Origin of the sequence: Vibrio sp. D404a (genome assembly GCF_030248535.1) — a bacterium.
Classification (GTDB): domain Bacteria; phylum Pseudomonadota; class Gammaproteobacteria; order Enterobacterales; family Vibrionaceae; genus Vibrio.
Genome location: NZ_JAHGAJ010000009.1, coordinates 24,765 through 41,569 on the forward strand (window position 1 = coordinate 24,765; position 16,805 = coordinate 41,569).

A 16,805-nucleotide genomic window follows, 5' to 3' on the forward strand; every position below is an offset into this window, starting at 1 on the left:
AAGCACCGTCAACTTTCCAATCGACAAGGACTTCTCAATGCAAAAGCCTTTATTGTTAACGATCACTGCCGGGTTTATCTTATTTGTGTTCATTGGTCGTTACGTCGGCTGGTTTCCATCAGGCAATGCAGAGTCTTTTCCAAAGTTTCCAGACACACCAAGTTACACCGTCACGGATAAGTTTGATGGAGAATGGGTTGGAAGGCGTATTGACACCACCAACAACAACCTATGCGAACGTACCACCATCACAGGTCGCATCGAAAATGGCAAAGCACTCCTTCGCCTGACCTACAACGGAACATCACTTAAAGGCTGGGTAGCTGCCGATACGCATGCCTTAACCCTATATGCGAGCCATAAGCAATGGGACTATCGCTTTTCTGGGACAGTCAGCGCTGATAAGGTAACTGGAGAGTGGTATCTGACAAATGGACCCTGTCGAGGGCATTGGTATTTAGAACGTGTCTCAGAGACGAATTCACTAATACAGTAACTCAGTGACAAAGCGCTCGTCAGGAAAGTAATCTGTGACAATTCGTCCCGATTAATAACGGCTCGATTCCACCAATTCCTATAAACCCGTCATTCAGCTCAAGGAGTGTTAGATTCGCCATGTCGAAAATCGTTCTATCAGGACACATCAAGGTACCATTAGATGACCTTAATGAAGTGCTTGCAGCGCTGCCAATACATTACACCCTTACCCATGAAGAACCCGGCTGCCTAGTCTTTGAGGTGACACAGGATCAACATGATCCTCAGATATTTCATGTCTATGAAGAGTTTATTGATAAGCAGGCGTTTGAGCAGCACCAACATCGCGTCAAACACTCTGATTGGGGCAATAAAACGGCTAGAGTTGAACGCCACTACCAAGTCACTGATAGTGGTCAGCCCTAGTATTCAGACATAGCTTTTAGAAACAAATTTCAGGCAAAGTAATCTGTTTTAAAAAGCAAACTGTTTTAGAAATCGCTCTTAGAAAACCGATTTAGAAAACAAACGATGCTGATATGAAGGTCGCCCTTGATGAGCCAAGTGCTGCTAAGTCTGGCTTGGTTAGCTCAGCTTTACTCGATACAGTGGATTTGGCTCTTTGTCGACAAAGTATTGCCATACGTGATCATAAACTGCATGTTGATTGGGGAAAGGCGCCAACTGCTTTGCCTCCTCCAACGTACACCAACGATACTCGGTGTGTTCATCGTTGAGAATCACCTCTTGATCAGGCGGACACACAACAGCAAACACAGGGATAAGTTCAATTACGTTGGAGTAGTGCTCGTAGAACTGCTCTAAAAACTGAGCGTTATACAGAGCTTGAACGTCAATTTCTGTCTCTTCCTTAAACTCACGTACAATCGCCTGCCAGCCTGTTTCATTGTTCTCAATAGAGCCTGCAACATGGCACCAGAAGCCACCCTTCACGCGCTTCATGATTAACATTTTCATCTGACCCTCAATCTCAGAGAGAGCCACGCCAGATACAATCGAAGTATTTAAAGGGATCATAAGCCAACCTATTCATATTAAAGCGAAAGAGTAACACGTTTTTTCCCTCACACTCCATACAATGCCAATAAAACAATAACTTATATCAATCACTCTTCGACCGGTTTACCTCTCAGTCTGCTTTACCTCTTCAATCAACTTTACCTCTTGAATAACGAAGTTAGCAAAACTCACCTGCTCGTCTTTGAGTAAATGTTTCGATTTTAACGAACGGTAGATACCCCATTTTGGTCGCACAAAATGGCCCTTGCCATCAAGATCACCAGAGCGCCACATCTCCAAGTTCGGTTCATCTACTTCGATGAGTGGTTGGCTTTCACCTAGCTTAGTCACCGTCATATAGAGTGACCCTTGCTCATGATAGTGAGCACGTACAAACACCTCTAACCACTGCCCTTGAATATCCTTGTTCCAGTCGACATTTTTCATTCGTGCCGTATGCGCTAGCGTATTATTTTCTGTGCCGCGACGGTCACTGTTGTAATGAACGTGTCGCACTTCTAACCCACTCTTTCCGCTGCGTGTATTCGCGGTCAGCGTCAATAAAGGAGAATTAGTGATCCCCGCACTGCCACGCGCTTTAACCGCCTTTAATTGGAAAAGATGCGTGAAGTTTTTACTTACTGCCAGATCATCGCTGACCTTGAATGCCCAGCGATACTCAAACGTTTTGCCTAAAGCCCCCTTCAGGTGGTCATCCGATTTCGCGTAGACTTTAATCTCATTGCGCTGTCGGTCAGTGATCTCGACTTTATCGCGGTCTTTGTCCTCATCAACATGAATGTGGAATACAAAATGATTACCCACTTTGGGATCATTTGCTTCTGTGATGTGTCGTTCACCAGCGTGGTTGGCAGATCCATAGAGGTCAGGAGCTTCGATGGAGCCTCTCCCCAAAACACCTTCAATAAGATCATAAGTCTCCTCCCCTTCAGCACCATCCGCGACAAGCTCTGTTGAACTCACAACATAGTAATTTCCAGACTCATCAAGAGGGTAAGCTTTTGATTGTTCAGTCACTGCACTGCAAGCGGATAACAAAAATACGCTGCCAACACCGATCCATAGTGGTTTGAACGCGAATCGCTTTGTGCGCAAAGGAGAAATTAATGAAGAGAAGCGGTCTAAGAAGGACTCGAGCGAAAAAGTGAATGCCATAAATGGATTCCCTGTAGTCAACACAATGGGTAAGTTCATCGATCTCTTAAACAATGTGTTTGTTGAATTCTGATAGTGTCCGGCTAGATTACCACTACAAAATAAATAAAATATAATAATACAAATTAATTTTGATAAGCCTCCCAATTATCATTGCGCCTCCCGTTAGAACGACAAACCACGTTAATCCGTGTGAAAATTTACATTGGGACTCTTTTCTAATTTGAGGCAATGATCGATAAAGAGTAGAATCTGGCGCCTGACGCAGAAACTCTGCGACGTCATTCACTCAGTAAAAAGACACGCTATGCACTCATCGACTTCTTCGCATGTTTCAGAATTTACCCACTCTCCTGAACAGTGCTTTACCCGATTCAACCAATCGATTGAGTCATACTCTCTGCCAGAACGCTTTACGTTCCCTTTTTACTACGAGCCACACCCGCTGTGTGAATTGGCTTCAGCTCAACTGCAAGCTCATCTTGAAACACAAACCGATTGGCAGCATGACTTCGGGCTAGAATCACAAGAAGGCCGCGGCAAGATGTTCGGTGTTCTTATTGTGCGCAGCCCACAAGGTGAAATTGGCTACTTTTCAGCATTTTCTGGAAAGATTGCCGACCAAAACCTACTACCACACTTCGTGCCACCAGTATTTGATATGTTGAATAGCGAGAGTTTCTTCCATCAAGATACGGCCGACATGATGGCAGTGAATGCGAAATACAAAGCATTGAAATCCGATGAAAGCTATCTGGCACTGTGTGAGCAACTTGCGCACAACCAAGCGCAAGCGGAGCAAGAGAACGAGGCCCAACGCCAACAAGTGATTGAAGGCCGTAAAGTGCGTAAGCAACAGCGTGAACAAGGTAAATTGGATCTTGATGAAGCCGAATTTGAGCAATTAAGTATTGAACTTGGCAAAACCAGCGTTGCAGACAAAAATCAGCAGAAACACCTAAAGGCGGCTTGGGAAAAGCGTCTGGCTGATCTGCAATCAAAAATTGATGTTTATACTGAACAACTTGAGCAGCTAAAAGAGCAACGCGCATCCATCTCTCATCAACTACAGCACAAGTTGTTTGCTCAATACGCATTTCTAAATGCTGAAGGTAAAACCGAAGATCTCAACCATATCTTCGCGCCATTGACTAACCCAATACCACCAGCAGGGTCTGGCGAATGTGCGGCTCCTAAAATGCTGCAATACGCCTACCTACACGGCTACACACCATTAGCGATGGCTGAATTCTGGTGGGGACGTTCGCCTAAATCCGAAGTTCGTAAACACAAGAAGTACTACGCTTCGTGTCAGAGTAAGTGCGTACCAATCTTGGGGCACATGATGAAAGGCTTAGAGGTCGATCCTAATCCACTTCTAGAAAATCCAGCCGAAGGGAAAGAGCTCGATATCCTCTATCAAGACGAGCACATTGTTGTGGCTCATAAACCGTCTGGATTCTTATCCGTACCGGGTAAAACCATCAAGGACTCTGCCTATACTCGTGTTCAGGAGCTGTTCCCGAACGTTGAAGGGCCATTTGTGATCCACCGATTGGACATGGCGACCTCGGGAATACTGGTCTTTGCACTCACTCGTCGCGCAAACAAAAGCCTGCAAAAGCAGTTTATTACTCGTGAAGTTGAGAAGCGTTACGTCGCTCTGATTGAAGGCAACCTAGAGCAAGACGAGGGCTATATTCGTTTGCCGCTGCGTGGCGACTTATACGACCGACCACGTCAAATTGTTTGCTATGAACACGGCAAACCAGCTGAAACCAAGTGGGAAGTGATTGAACGTCACGACGGTAAAACCAAGGTCTACCTACACCCAAAAACAGGCCGTACTCATCAACTCCGTGTGCACTGCTCCCATGAAGAGGGGCTTCATATGCCTATCGTCGGTGACATCCTCTACGGACATAAAGCAGACCGATTACATCTCCACGCAGAGAAGCTTTGCTTGAGTCACCCAATCACCAACGAGTGGATGGAGTTCCAGTTCGACGCGGAGTTCTAAGCGTTGCCTCAAACCGCCAGTAATGCGCATCTTACTAGCGGTTCTGATTAATGGTTCCTAATAACGATTGTTACTTGCTGCACTTCTCTCTCATAAGAGCCACAGCTTTGTGGCTCTTATTGCGTAGACTCCCGACGCACTTCATCACCTTATTTCTCCTACCTCTTTCGGACATATCTCCACGCTTATTGCACTACATCAAGATTCGCTTTCTTTTAAGGCGTAGGATGCCCCTCTTCTTTTTTCATTGAGGCCTTTGATATGTCATCAGCTGCTTTGAATCTACAACTCAACACACCATCATCTTCTTTAATTGCAGCGCAAGCACCAACAAGCTTGAAGCCAATCACAACAAAAAAGCCGGATCTAAATTCGGCCATGCTGAACCTGATCGAAGAAGTAAAAAACGAGCTCCCTCTTTACGAGTCTGAGACGTTTATCTGTGGGCATAAAGGAAACTGTTCAGGTTGCTCAAAGAAATTGCTTGAGATGGTCGACACGGAGCTGATGTACTGGGAACACAGCATTTCAATCGGACAAGGCCCTAACTTCGAAGAACTGCGTCGTTTTGGCAAGCTGTGCAGTAGTGTGAGACGAGGCTTAGAAAGAAACGGCCTAGTGGAGAAACGTCCTAGAGGCAAATAACCACAACCGAGTCTTTAAACTCGGTACTGAAACACGATTAAGGGCGTCCTCGATCGTGTTTCAGGTCGCGCAGCACCTAGCCTCACCGCATATTAACCCCAATAAAATCAATTGGAGTTAAACCATGAAATGGACACATTTACTGCTCGCACCCTTCCTTTTCCTTTGTAATTCCGCCATCGCTTCCGGTGCTGGATTCACTCAAATAACCTTAACTGACGATCCTAGTCGCCCTCTGAACTCTGCGATTTGGTATCCCACACAAGATACATCAGACACAACCTTAATTGGCGATAACCCGGCCTTCATCGGCACACAAGTTATAAGAGATGCAAAAATTCAAGCAGGTACTTTCCCAGTAGTCCTGCTCTCACACGGCTACCGAGGGAACTGGCGAAACCAAAACTGGCTAGCGACCAGACTTGCGAATCATGGCTACATCGTCGCGGCCGCGGACCACCCGGGAACCACCTCTTTTGATCAGTCTCCGAAGCAAGCAGCTAAATGGTGGGAAAGACCGAGAGATGTATCGCGTATTCTGGATTATTTATTATCTGACACCGCGTGGAAGTCGTCTGTTAACGCAGACAATGTTGCGGTTATCGGGCATTCACTAGGTGGTTGGACAGTGATGCAATTGGCGGGAGCAAAACTGGATAGACCAACCTTTAAGGCTAATTGTCAGGCATACCCGAACCCACGAACTTGTGGGCTTGCTGAAGAGTTAGGGTTAGACAAAGCCCAAGATAAAGAGCCAAGCAATAAACAGCTTTCAGACACTCGAATTCAACGTGTCGTTAGCCTTGATCTGGGGCTTGCTCGCAGCTTTTCAGTGGGCAGCTTAAATGACATTACAGTACCAACCTTAATACTGGCGGCCGGTGTCGATATTGGAGATCTACCTCAGGCATTGGAGTCTGGCTACATTGCTGAATATATGCCCCTGAATACAAGACGATACAAGGTCTATGAAAGTGCTACTCACTTTAGCTTCATTCAACGTTGCAAACTTGGGGCAGAGCTTCTGCTTGAAGAAGAGGTACCCGGCGATGGCATCATCTGTAAAGATGGCTCAGGGGCTTCACGCGACCAGCTACATCAATGGATCTTTAGTGACATCGTTAGCTTTCTGAATAGATAAACAGAGATCAAATACACTCAATCTAACACTTGTGGCGAACTTCGAAACTCACTCGGAGTTTGCCCTGTTATCCTTGAAAACTCGCGATTGAAATTAGACTTAGTTTGAAAGCCTGAACTCAAAAAGATGCCAGTTATCGATTCATCACTTTGCTTCAAGAGAGTCTTAGCGTGCTCAACTCGATAGGCGTTAATCACCTTCGAAATGTTCTGGTGCTGAGTTTGATTAACTGCAGACGATATTTTTCGAGCGGGGATACCTAGCTTTCGAGCCAAGCGGTTAAGAGACAAGTCAGGATCCTTGAATACTTGATGCTCTCTCATTAATGCATCGAACTGAGCAATAATCTGCGCGGTCTCTTCAGCTTTGCTCTCATCTACGTCTCGCGCGAGTGTGGCTGGCGTATCGGCCTCTTCTGTAAAGCTGTGTAACAGTGAGGAGGAAACCTGCTGTTGTTTGTGTTTTTCGTTGACAGGCATACTCATACTGATAACCATCACCGCAGCCACAATTGCAGGAATAAGAACCATATAGCCAATCGATAATATCAAGTTGGTGTGCTGCGCGTTGAGCAACAAGATATCGTAAGAGAGTACCCCATCAACTAAAGCCGAGAACAACAGCATAACACCGGCAACCCGTTCAGCAACCAATACTCTTGATACATCGGTCAACCGCACTTGCTCCGGCACGCTGAATGACGATTTCAGCAACAGGCTGCCATAGCCCAGATAAAGCAAAATCAGCAATATATCGACGGTTCCCACCCAGATATGCTGATACAACAATGCGCCAATCAATACAGAGACAGGACCTAACCAGTGCAAATAGGTATTGGGCTGACTTCGATGGGCTCCCGCAAAACACTGCCAAGCCGCCACAGGCACCATCGCTCCGAGAATTGGCTGCAGAAAGCGAAATAACGCCATATCTACCGTCCATCGCAGCCCGACAACAGCGATCATTAACGCACATAGGGTGATAAACCAAAATGGCTTTTGACTGGTTTGTGGGTAACGACAGCGAAGCAACATGCCAGCCATGACTAACAATAGCGAAGCAACAAATGGTAAGGGAATGGCGAGCATCAAAAGTCCATGTTAGTAACTGATTACTCAGCTTTTATCGCTGAATACATAGTGATGACAACTTGAACCAATGGTAATCCATTCACCAAATGTAATAAAGGCTCCATCAAGGAGCCTTCGTTCAAAACCCATGGTTCTTTAAAACCAAGAGCTACCTAAAACCAACAATCACTTAAAACAAGACTTACTTAAAACCAAGAATGATTTAAAAACCAAAAATTACTCAGTTTGAGTAACGGTTATCTGCTTGAGGTGTTTGACGCGCTGGGTGTTTGATAAATACAGCGATCACCGCCACGATAGCCAATGCGAAACAGTAGAAAGAGTGAGAGACGATTTCAAGCGGCGATAGGTTGAACACTGAGCCCAATAGCAGCACCTGCGCACCGTAAGGCAACACACCTTGAATCACACATGAGAAGATATCCAATAAGCTTGCAGAGCGACGTGGGGAAACATCATTCTCTTCCGCTAGTTGGCGAGCCACACTACCAGACACAATGATTGCAACGGTATTGTTCGCTGTACACGCATTCACCATCGATACCAAACCCGCAATACCCAACTCACTCGCACGCCCGTTGGCTTGTTTAGAGTGCTTTGAACCAAAGGTACGAATCATACCGCTAACAAGGTTAGTTAGATACGCCAAACCACCTTGACGGCGCATCAGCTCACTTAGACCACCAATCAACATGGAAAGCAGGAAGATCTCTTGCATGTTGCCAAAGCCAGCGTAGATGTCTTGCGCGTAGTCCGTCAGGCTGTAGTCATGAACACCCACCAAGCTCACACTGCCTGCCAGCAGGATACCAATCGTCAGTACCACGAACACATTCATACCAGAGACAGCCAAAACCAAGATCGTCACGTAAGGCAGAACCTTCAACCACTCAATCGGGCCAGTCTCTGGGACTTGCGTTGCCGTACTGTTGAACGCAAAGATAGCAATCGCGATCAAAGCAGCAGGAAGTGCAATGCGGATGTTCTCTTTAAACTTGTCACGCATCTCACAGCCTTGCGAACGTGTCGCCGCAATCGTGGTATCTGAAATGATAGACAAGTTGTCGCCAAACATTGCGCCACTTAACACCACACCCGCTGTCAATGGAAGGCTCATGCCTGCCGAGTCAGCAATACCTAGTGCAACAGGTGCTACCGCCGCGATGGTGCCCATAGAGGTACCCATCGCTGTCGCAATAAAGGCTGAAATTAAGAAGATACCCGGCAAAATCATGCTCGTCGGAATCGCAGACAAGCCTAGGTTTACCGTTGCATCAACGCCACCAGAGGCCTTTGCGACTGCCGCGAATGCACCAGCCAATAGATAGATCATGCACATCGCCACGATGTCTGGATGACCGACACCACGGATAAAGTGCTCAATTGCACGGTTGATCTTATCTTTGCTGATCAATAAAGCGACCATAATTGCTGGCAACGTCGCAATAGGTGCAGGCAGCTGATAGAAGGCGAAATCAACACCTTGGTAAGAGAGGTAGCTCCCTACTCCAATGAACAGAGCAAGGAAAATCATTAACGGGATCAACGCCACCGCGCTCGGGACGATTGGCGCATCAGAGTGCTTAGAATTAGACATGGAAAAACATACTATAGAACAGGAGGGCAGCAGACTAATCCCACCTTAAAGACTTGTCAACGTCTAGACGTCTAAATGTCCGATATTAAGTAAATCTACGCTATAGTTGCGGCTCAACGATAACAAACTGGTTGCTGCCTGCTATGGGTGCATACCAATCTCGGTCTTTGACGTAAAACGTGGCATCATCGATCGTCACCGTTGTGGTGTTCGAAGGAAGTTTATTCACTAAGCTGCCTACTTTTGCGCTTGAGTGTGACGAAGAGCTTGTTGTAGTCGTGGTACTAGTAGTAATACGAGTAGACGATGAAGATGAAGTCACCGGTGGATTTTCGACATAGATGTATTGATCACCACTGCGCTTGTAGTAAACATTATCGATCACCGCATAGCTAATGCCCGCTAAGATGATGTAACTCGTTTGCTTAGGCATCTTGTAAGAATAATAGTAACGGTGTTTCGGCACCTTTTTGATGGGTCGATAGATGGGTTTTACAACGACTACCTTCTTCGATGGCTTGTAAGTCGGATGCGACTTAGCGATGGCTGACATTGGAGCAACCAGTCCTGAAGCAACCAAGATTACGGTTGCGCTTTTTACAAATTGAGCTTTAAACATAGGGTTCACCAAAAACTAAACTACCTATTTATTTTAGCAATCGAGGCTTAAAGCGACGTAAATCGAAGTAAAGATATGTAAAGACCCACGCTCTCTACAGGTACAAAAAAGCCACTGACTGAATTAAGTCAATGGCTTACTTATTGGGCTTCGAGTAGCGCAGGGCTTAGTTTTTCTGAGAGAAGGTTACCTGATACTCACCTAAACCTGCATATGCGATAGTTGTCGGTTGATCGAACTCGACTTCAACGATTCCGCAGTATGATCCCGTAATGATCGCCTCACCCGCTTTAAAATCAACACCACGGCGCGTCATGTAATTGATCAGCCAGTAGATAGGTGTTTGCGGCAGACCATTTGGATGCTTACCATCGAACTCTTGGGTGTTTTCGTTCTGTGTCACTGACACATTAATGGTCGACGCCTTGAATGCCTGTTCGCGCTCAAGCTGTGGACCTAGGTATAGCCCTTGATTCACAAGGCAATCTGCGAGCTTCTCATAGAACTCTGCACCACTGTCGTCAGAGTAGCGAGATTGCATAAGTTCTAGCGCCATATGACAAGAACCAATCGCATCATTCACTTGCTCTTCGCTGTACCCTTCAGTATTCGCTGGCAAGTCACTTTTTAGTACAAAAGCGATTTCAGGCTCAATACGTACAACACCGTTGTCTGCATACATCTCACAAGACGTTCCCTGCTGCACTGTGTCAGAGAAGATAGGTGCAACGACAAACTTGTCTTCAGCAAGAGGTAATAGGCATTTCCAGCCACCTACCTTATCTGAGCGTAGGTCGATAATCGACGACTGCACTTGAAGGGCATCTTCAAGGTTTAACGGACGTAGCGTTTCATTTAAGCGCGGCGCTTTGGTTCCCGGAGCTCTGCGGCTCAACAACTCTTGTGCTGCTTGATTAAACTTAATTGTCATACAATACCACTTTTGTGTTTTTGGGTAGCATCATATCTGAGTTTCATTTCTTTGGATAGCGATAAAATCACAAATAAAAACAGCAGCCTTTATCGGCTGCTGCTTTGCGGAACTTTTCATCTACTCATCCGCTCAAGTACTCAAACGATTTAGAGTTTAAGACAAGACTTGGGATGAGTTACAGCTTCCACCATTCATTGGTTTCAACTGGGCCAGCGAGTTGTAAGCGTTCACCAATAATTGGGGTTATCAGTTCGACACCACGCTCTTTACTGATTTCTGATGCTTGCTCTAGCGGGTCTTGCCAATCATGCATCGACAAGTCAAAGGTGCTGTTGTGAATCGGCATCATCACTTTACCCTTTAGATCGATGTGCGCTTGAACACTCTGTTCAGGGAACATGTGAATATCTGCCCAGAGTGAGTTATAAGCGCCCGTTTCAATCATCGTAAGATCAAATGGACCAAATCGTTCACCAATCTCTTTGAAGCCTTCGAAGTAACCAGAGTCACCACTAAAGAAGACTTTCTTGTCGTTCCCTTCAATCACCCAACTGCCCCAAAGGGTTTGATCTCGATCGAGTAAACCACGCCCTGAGAAATGTTGGGTCGGTGTAAAGGTGAACTCGATACCCGCCGCCGTTGCCGACTCCCACCAGTTAAGTTCGACGATCTTCTCTTTACTCACACCCCATTTCTCTAGAATCGCACCAACACGCAGTGGTACTAGGAAGGTTTCCACCTTTTGTGCCAACGCTGTTACCGCTGCTTTATCTAGATGGTCGTAGTGATCATGGCTGATCACAACAACGTCAACCTCTGGCAACTGTTCAATGGAGATTGGAGTTGGATGAAAACGCTTTGGCCCCATCCACTGTACCGGTGACGCGCGGTCACTGAACACAGGATCCATCATCACCAATTTACCGTCTAGCTTCATGGCGATACTTGAGTGACCTAGTCGGTAAACCACGTCCTCTTGCTCTTCAACCAGCTGCTCTGTGGTCATCGGCATTAAAGGCAGCGCTGTTTTAGGCACCGGCTCTTTACGCTCAACGGTCACGTACGCTTTTAGAATTGAGAAAATATCTGACATACCAGATTTGTATTCAAGCTCGCTGTTTGCAAACTTCTTAGGCAAGTTATCAAGCTTCTCATTTGAATTTGAATATGCGGTTACAGTCGCTGCCACGGCAAGTACTCCTACAATCGGTAATAGATATTTTTTCATTAAACGCTCAGTTCTTTTGCTCTGGATCGTCAAGCCAAAAAGTAAACTACACCGATGAGTTTACATTTAAATTTTAAAAAGTAAACCAGTGGGTGTAACTTTTATTCTAAGAAAATTAAAGCCCAGCTAGAGACCCACCAGCTAGGCTTGAAAATAATCTATATATTCATCAAGTTAATCGACTGACCACACATCTTTAAACTCTGGCCATCCCCAGTTGGTAATGGCGACATTTTTTAAGATCCCTTGGAATCGAACCGTTTGAAGGTGATGGAACAACGGTAGCAACCAGTAATCTGTGACTAAACTGGTCGCAATTGGCTCCAGTTGCTCTAGGTAATCTTCAAGTTTGACCGATGCCTTATGTACATCGAGCTGTGACTTGAGCCAGTCACTACTCGGTTGGCCCAAAGCCGAGTGCAGCACGGGATCATTCATCAACCATGAAAACAGTGATGAAGGAGCATTGTCATCAAGGTTTAAGTTACACAAGATAAGATCTTCGCTCAGCTGATTCGTCTGAGAGCGCTGGGTCAAATCGCGAAAGCTGTAGGTATTGACCTCAACTTCAACGCCTTGAAATCTCAATAAGTCTGCAATACTCACGGCACAGCGATATAAGGCGTAGTAATCATAAACCGCTATCGTGAGTTTCTTAGGCAACGCACACGCCGGATTCGGCATGCGATAGACAGGGCTCCAGCTCGGCAAGATGTTCTTGGCGTGTTGTAAGCCAAACATGCCACGGTTCACCTCTAACTGCTCATGAACATGGCTTGGTTTAAAACAATCTGCAAGAAACTTTCTCTGTTCGATAGTGAGGTTTTGCTGGGCTGCGTTGTGATTAAAGAGCACAAACAAACAACCATCTTCAACTCGACTGTACTGCTCATCGGTCTCTTTTGCCGTCACATCTCGCCCTAACTGATGAAAACACGACGCGTCTTCCTCTTGCGCCACTTGAATCTCACTTTGATCAAAATTGGTGACCTTAGCGAGCTCTTCCTCAAATTGCCAAATCGTCACTTCATCAGTGAGCGATCGAGTACTAAAAAAGTGCTCAAACGCCTTAAGCTTAATGCGTTCCACATCATGCTCGGCAATCATAAATGGCCCGCTTCCAACAATGTTCTGCGCTATCAGCCCCTGTAATTGTTCCGCTGGTTGTATCGAGTACTTCACCCCAGCCAACAGTCCAGCAAAACCAGTGTCCGCTTTAGAGAGCTTAAAGCAGAGCCGCAGCGGTTGATCGCTGTAGACCTGTTCAACGTGTTCCAACTCAGATTGGTAAAATGAATGCTCCTTGAGCTGCTTAAACAAGAGCACTAACTGTTCACCATCAATGAACTGGCCATTATGAAAGGTCAATCCGGGGCGGAGATAAAAGGTCCAAGTTTGACTGTCACTTTGGTAATCCCAGTGATGAGCAAGTTCAGGCTTAAGCACACCATCACTGCTGCAACTGACCAAACAGCTGAATACTTGCCTTAGCAAAAAACGTTCACTGCTACGGTGAACATGGTGAGGGAAGAGCGCTTCAAATCGACGCTTATAAGTCAGTTGAACGTGCAGTAACCCTTGACGTAAGGTTGCACCGGATGTCTCTTGCAACAAGGAACCAAACACGGTGCGGTCGTCGTCAAGTACCGCCAGCGCTTTTTCATACTTACCTTCCGCTATCAATTTACTCGCAATATGACGATTAAGCCCTTGCACATCGTAGCGCAGAGTTAGATTAGAACGCTGGTTTCTACCGGCTTTGGGCTCCCACACTACCCATTGCGCCTGATGCATTCGCCCTAGCAAGGTGCGTGCATGTCTGACACTGGTAAACATTAAATCGGCTAAGTCAGCCAAAGTAACCGCATGGGGAGTATTGGCCTCAAATGATGTCAGCCTTGCGTAGTAACGCATCATATTTACATCAGACAAACTCAGAACCTTTCTTTAAAACGTTTTCCTAATAAACGCAATTATAGAGCTTTTCAACAAGAAATCTTCCACTTAGAACAATAACAGGAAGAGTATTGAAATAAACCGTCTGTTTATTCCTTCCTTATTATCATCGAAAATAACGTCACAGAGGCAGCAACCTCTCAAGGAATACTGACCCAACCAAGCAAAGGGGAACGCCAATGAGGAAATACTATTTATCTCAATTCCTACGTACCAAGAGTGAGCTTGAAAAAGAAGCGCTTCGTGCACTTTTAGAGCTATGTTGATCCACTAACGAGTACACAATTTTTCACTGGATTACGCGAGTCGAACACCTCTTAAACTGCTCCTACCCCCAATCTGAGTTTGGTTTCGACTCGCTTTTCTCTTTCAGAAAACGCGCGCATCCCTTGCGTACCAATAACTCAAACCCTTCATAAATTTCTGTTGTCGACTCGACAAATTTAATTCGTTTTCTTAGTTGTTCGAAAAGCCTTAAGGTTCGCCCCGAAGCAAACAAGGAGCCTCAGGAAATAGACCGAGGACCTAAAAACAACTTACTAATTTGCACATACCAATCAGGTATTTACTAAGGAAACGCCATGCGTATCGCAATTCTTTCTCGCAACGAAAATCTATACTCTACCGCTCGTCTAAAGCAGGCTGGAGAAGCTCGTGGTCACCAGGTCGATGTTATCGACACGTTGCACTGTGACATAGATATCGCGAGTAACAATCCGAAGATTCGCTACATGGGTGAAGAGCTGCCTCAGTACGACGCAGTGATCCCACGTATTGGCGCTTCCATTACCTTCTACGGTACTGCGGTAGTGCGTCAATTCGAGATGATGGGTACTTTCTGTATCAATGAATCTGTAGCGATCAGCCGCTCTCGTGACAAACTGCGTTCACTACAGCTGCTATCTCGTAAGGGTATTGGTCTACCAAAAACAGGTTTCGCTAGCCGTCCTGACAAGATCCAAGATCTGATCAAGAACGTGGGTGGCGCACCTTTGGTTATCAAGCTACTTGAAGGTACTCAAGGTATCGGCGTGGTACTGGCTGAAACCAACAAAGCGGCAGAGAGTGTGATTGAAGCATTCATGGGCCTAAAAGCGAACATCTTGGTTCAAGAGTTCATCGAAGAAGCAAAAGGCGCGGATATCCGCTGCTTCGTAGTGGGCAACAAAGTTATCGCAGCAATGAAACGCCAAGCAGGTGAAGGTGAGTTCCGCTCTAACCTACACCGTGGTGGTACTGCTCAACTGGTTAAACTGACCAAAGAAGAGCGTGCAACAGCGATCAATGCAGCGAAGATCATGGGTCTAAACCTATGTGGCGTCGATATCCTACAATCTAAAAATGGCCCAGTAGTAATGGAAGTAAACTCTTCTCCAGGCCTAGAAGGTATCGAAAAAGCAACAGGTAAAGATGTTGCTGACATGATTTTCGAATTCATCGAGAAGAATGCAAAGCCAAATGCTAACCGTACTCGCGGTAAAGGCTGATATTAGAAAAGATTACAACGGTTAAGATAACCAAGTAAGCCGTTAACTGATGATTGGAATAATTATGAACAACAAAATGATCATAGGGAACACTGAAGCACTTTGCTTACCTGAGTTAGGGATAACAGGATTACACACACGCGTAGATACAGGGGCTAAAACCTCTTCTCTACACGTAGACAACTTACTTTGCTTTAAAGAAGACGGTGAGCGTTTCGTTGAGTTCGACTTACACCCAGACGTATACCATCTAGAAGAGACTGTGCGTTGCACAGCAAAGCTAAAAGCCAGCAAGAAGATCAAATCTTCGAATGGTGAAGTGGAAACACGTTGTGTGATTGAGACGCTACTGCGTATTGGTGGTGAGCAATGGCTTATCGACTTAACGCTAAGCAACCGTCAAGACATGACATACATGATGCTGCTTGGCCGCCAAGGCATGAGCAACAAAGTGATTGTTGACCCAAGCGAGTCATTCTTGCTGAACTAATAGCGTCGCTCCACAACGCTATTCCAAGGGTTAAATGAGGCACTCGCACGTTATTTTGCCGAATACACGCTGTGAGTGAATCGAGAGCACCACCCTCCGCAGAGGCCAGTCTTTATGACTGGCCTTTGTCGTTTTTGCCTTTACCCTTTTTTGTAATGCCAAAACGCCAAATCGATTTCAGTAGACTCTTAAACTTGATCTTAGTGACCCGCCAATGCGTCACAGGTCGGCGCGGCGCACTCACTAAAAGGTGCTCAAACGCTGGTTGGTCAAAAGCCACTTGCCCACCATGCGCCACCAGTAAGGTATCTAAGTGAAGATCATAGATCCGCTCTACTGATTGACGATATTGGTTGGGGTGGAAGATAGGAAATGGCGGAATCAATTTCTGCTTCACCTCCACCATCAAATCAGCCACGTAGGCCAATCTCTCAGAGGGGCAATAAACAGACAAATCCCTATCAGTATGACCTGGGGTCTCCAGCACGACCCAGTCATCAAAACCCGGAATGGTCTCACCGTCTGACAGCTTATAATCTGGCTTTAACTTACGTGAATACCAAAGGTTGGCTTTTGGTCTACCGAGTCGATTGGCCATCCAGCGCGCAAGCGCCAGATCGGTTAAGTGCATTAGGACACCATCCCAGCGCGCGTACCAATCGAATTCGCGATCAGCAGACACTAACTTACAGCCTGTTAATGCCCGTAATTTATGCGCCGCACCTGCGTGGTCTGGATGCATATGAGTGACAACAACGGTATGTAGGTCATGAAAATTTCGCCCTAAATCTTGCTCGATAAAGGCTTTCAAGTGTGGAATGTCTGCTCGGCATGCGCCATCGAGCAATAACAGCCTATCGGGGTACTCCACCAAATACATGTCTTGGATATACCCCTTGATCGTGTGCAGTTGCAAAACGACTC

The 16,805-nt window shown here is 46.0% G+C and carries 16 protein-coding genes; 7 read left to right on the forward strand and 9 right to left on the reverse strand.

What is annotated here, in order from left to right:
* Window positions 1-37 precede the first annotated feature (37 nt).
* The gene (locus KI655_RS06505) at window positions 38-496 is read left to right on the forward strand and encodes a hypothetical protein (protein ID WP_285402870.1); all 459 of its coding nucleotides are present in this window, start codon (window positions 38-40) and stop codon (window positions 494-496) included.
* A 119-nt stretch (window positions 497-615) separates the two neighbouring features.
* Window positions 616-903, forward strand: coding sequence for a putative quinol monooxygenase (locus tag KI655_RS06510; RefSeq protein ID WP_285402872.1), 288 nt, complete (start codon window positions 616-618; stop codon window positions 901-903).
* Window positions 904-1,062: 159 nt separating this feature from the next.
* Here KI655_RS06510 and KI655_RS06515 read toward each other — a convergent pair whose 3' ends face one another.
* A complete protein-coding gene (locus KI655_RS06515) occupies window positions 1,063-1,515 on the reverse strand; it encodes an NUDIX pyrophosphatase (protein WP_285402874.1) in 453 nt (150 codons plus the stop codon).
* A gap of 105 nt (window positions 1,516-1,620) precedes the next feature.
* Window positions 1,621-2,673: a hypothetical protein gene (locus KI655_RS06520; protein ID WP_285402876.1), complete on the reverse strand. Its 1,053-nt coding sequence runs from the start codon at window positions 2,671-2,673 to the stop codon at window positions 1,621-1,623.
* A 307-nt stretch (window positions 2,674-2,980) separates the two neighbouring features.
* Here KI655_RS06520 and KI655_RS06525 point away from each other — a divergent pair, with 307 nt between their 5' ends.
* The 3 genes from KI655_RS06525 (at window position 2,981) to KI655_RS06535 (ending at window position 6,479) form a co-directional block, all read left to right on the forward strand.
* On the forward strand, window positions 2,981-4,693 hold the full coding sequence (locus KI655_RS06525) for an RluA family pseudouridine synthase (protein WP_285402878.1): 1,713 nt from the start codon (window positions 2,981-2,983) through the stop codon (window positions 4,691-4,693).
* A 261-nt stretch (window positions 4,694-4,954) separates the two neighbouring features.
* Complete coding sequence (locus tag KI655_RS06530) at window positions 4,955-5,338, forward strand: hypothetical protein (RefSeq protein WP_285402880.1); 384 nt, start codon at window positions 4,955-4,957, stop codon at window positions 5,336-5,338.
* Between the two features lie 124 nt (window positions 5,339-5,462).
* Entirely contained in the window at window positions 5,463-6,479 is a 1,017-nt protein-coding gene (locus KI655_RS06535) for an alpha/beta fold hydrolase (protein WP_285402882.1), read from the forward strand.
* Window positions 6,480-6,496: 17 nt separating this feature from the next.
* Here the strand turns inward: KI655_RS06535 and KI655_RS06540 are convergent, their stop codons facing one another.
* The 6 genes from KI655_RS06540 to KI655_RS06565 form a co-directional block, all read right to left on the reverse strand.
* On the reverse strand, window positions 6,497-7,570 hold the full coding sequence (locus KI655_RS06540) for an AraC family transcriptional regulator (RefSeq protein WP_285402883.1): 1,074 nt from the start codon (window positions 7,568-7,570) through the stop codon (window positions 6,497-6,499).
* A gap of 220 nt (window positions 7,571-7,790) precedes the next feature.
* Entirely contained in the window at window positions 7,791-9,167 is a 1,377-nt protein-coding gene (locus KI655_RS06545; RefSeq protein WP_285402885.1) for a Na+/H+ antiporter NhaC family protein, read from the reverse strand.
* Between the two features lie 100 nt (window positions 9,168-9,267).
* Window positions 9,268-9,786: a DUF6515 family protein gene (locus KI655_RS06550; RefSeq protein WP_285402886.1), complete on the reverse strand. Its 519-nt coding sequence runs from the start codon at window positions 9,784-9,786 to the stop codon at window positions 9,268-9,270.
* A 166-nt stretch (window positions 9,787-9,952) separates the two neighbouring features.
* Window positions 9,953-10,717, reverse strand: a complete 765-nt coding sequence (locus tag KI655_RS06555; protein ID WP_285402888.1) for a hydratase — start codon at window positions 10,715-10,717, stop codon at window positions 9,953-9,955.
* Window positions 10,718-10,895: 178 nt separating this feature from the next.
* Entirely contained in the window at window positions 10,896-11,948 is a 1,053-nt protein-coding gene (locus tag KI655_RS06560) for an MBL fold metallo-hydrolase (protein WP_285402890.1), read from the reverse strand.
* A 174-nt stretch (window positions 11,949-12,122) separates the two neighbouring features.
* Window positions 12,123-13,880, reverse strand: a complete 1,758-nt coding sequence (locus KI655_RS06565) for an SgrR family transcriptional regulator (protein ID WP_285402892.1) — start codon at window positions 13,878-13,880, stop codon at window positions 12,123-12,125.
* Window positions 13,881-14,485: 605 nt separating this feature from the next.
* Here KI655_RS06565 and rimK point away from each other — a divergent pair.
* Together rimK and KI655_RS06575 are read left to right on the forward strand one after the other, a co-directional pair.
* Window positions 14,486-15,391, forward strand: coding sequence for a 30S ribosomal protein S6--L-glutamate ligase (gene rimK / locus KI655_RS06570; protein WP_285402894.1), 906 nt, complete (start codon window positions 14,486-14,488; stop codon window positions 15,389-15,391).
* Window positions 15,392-15,455: 64 nt separating this feature from the next.
* Window positions 15,456-15,881, forward strand: coding sequence for a RimK/LysX family protein (locus tag KI655_RS06575; protein WP_285402896.1), 426 nt, complete (start codon window positions 15,456-15,458; stop codon window positions 15,879-15,881).
* A 112-nt stretch (window positions 15,882-15,993) separates the two neighbouring features.
* Here the strand turns inward: KI655_RS06575 and KI655_RS06580 are convergent, their stop codons facing one another.
* Window positions 15,994-16,797, reverse strand: a complete 804-nt coding sequence (locus KI655_RS06580) for an MBL fold metallo-hydrolase (RefSeq protein WP_285402898.1) — start codon at window positions 16,795-16,797, stop codon at window positions 15,994-15,996.
* Between the last annotated feature and the right edge of the window lie 8 nt (window positions 16,798-16,805).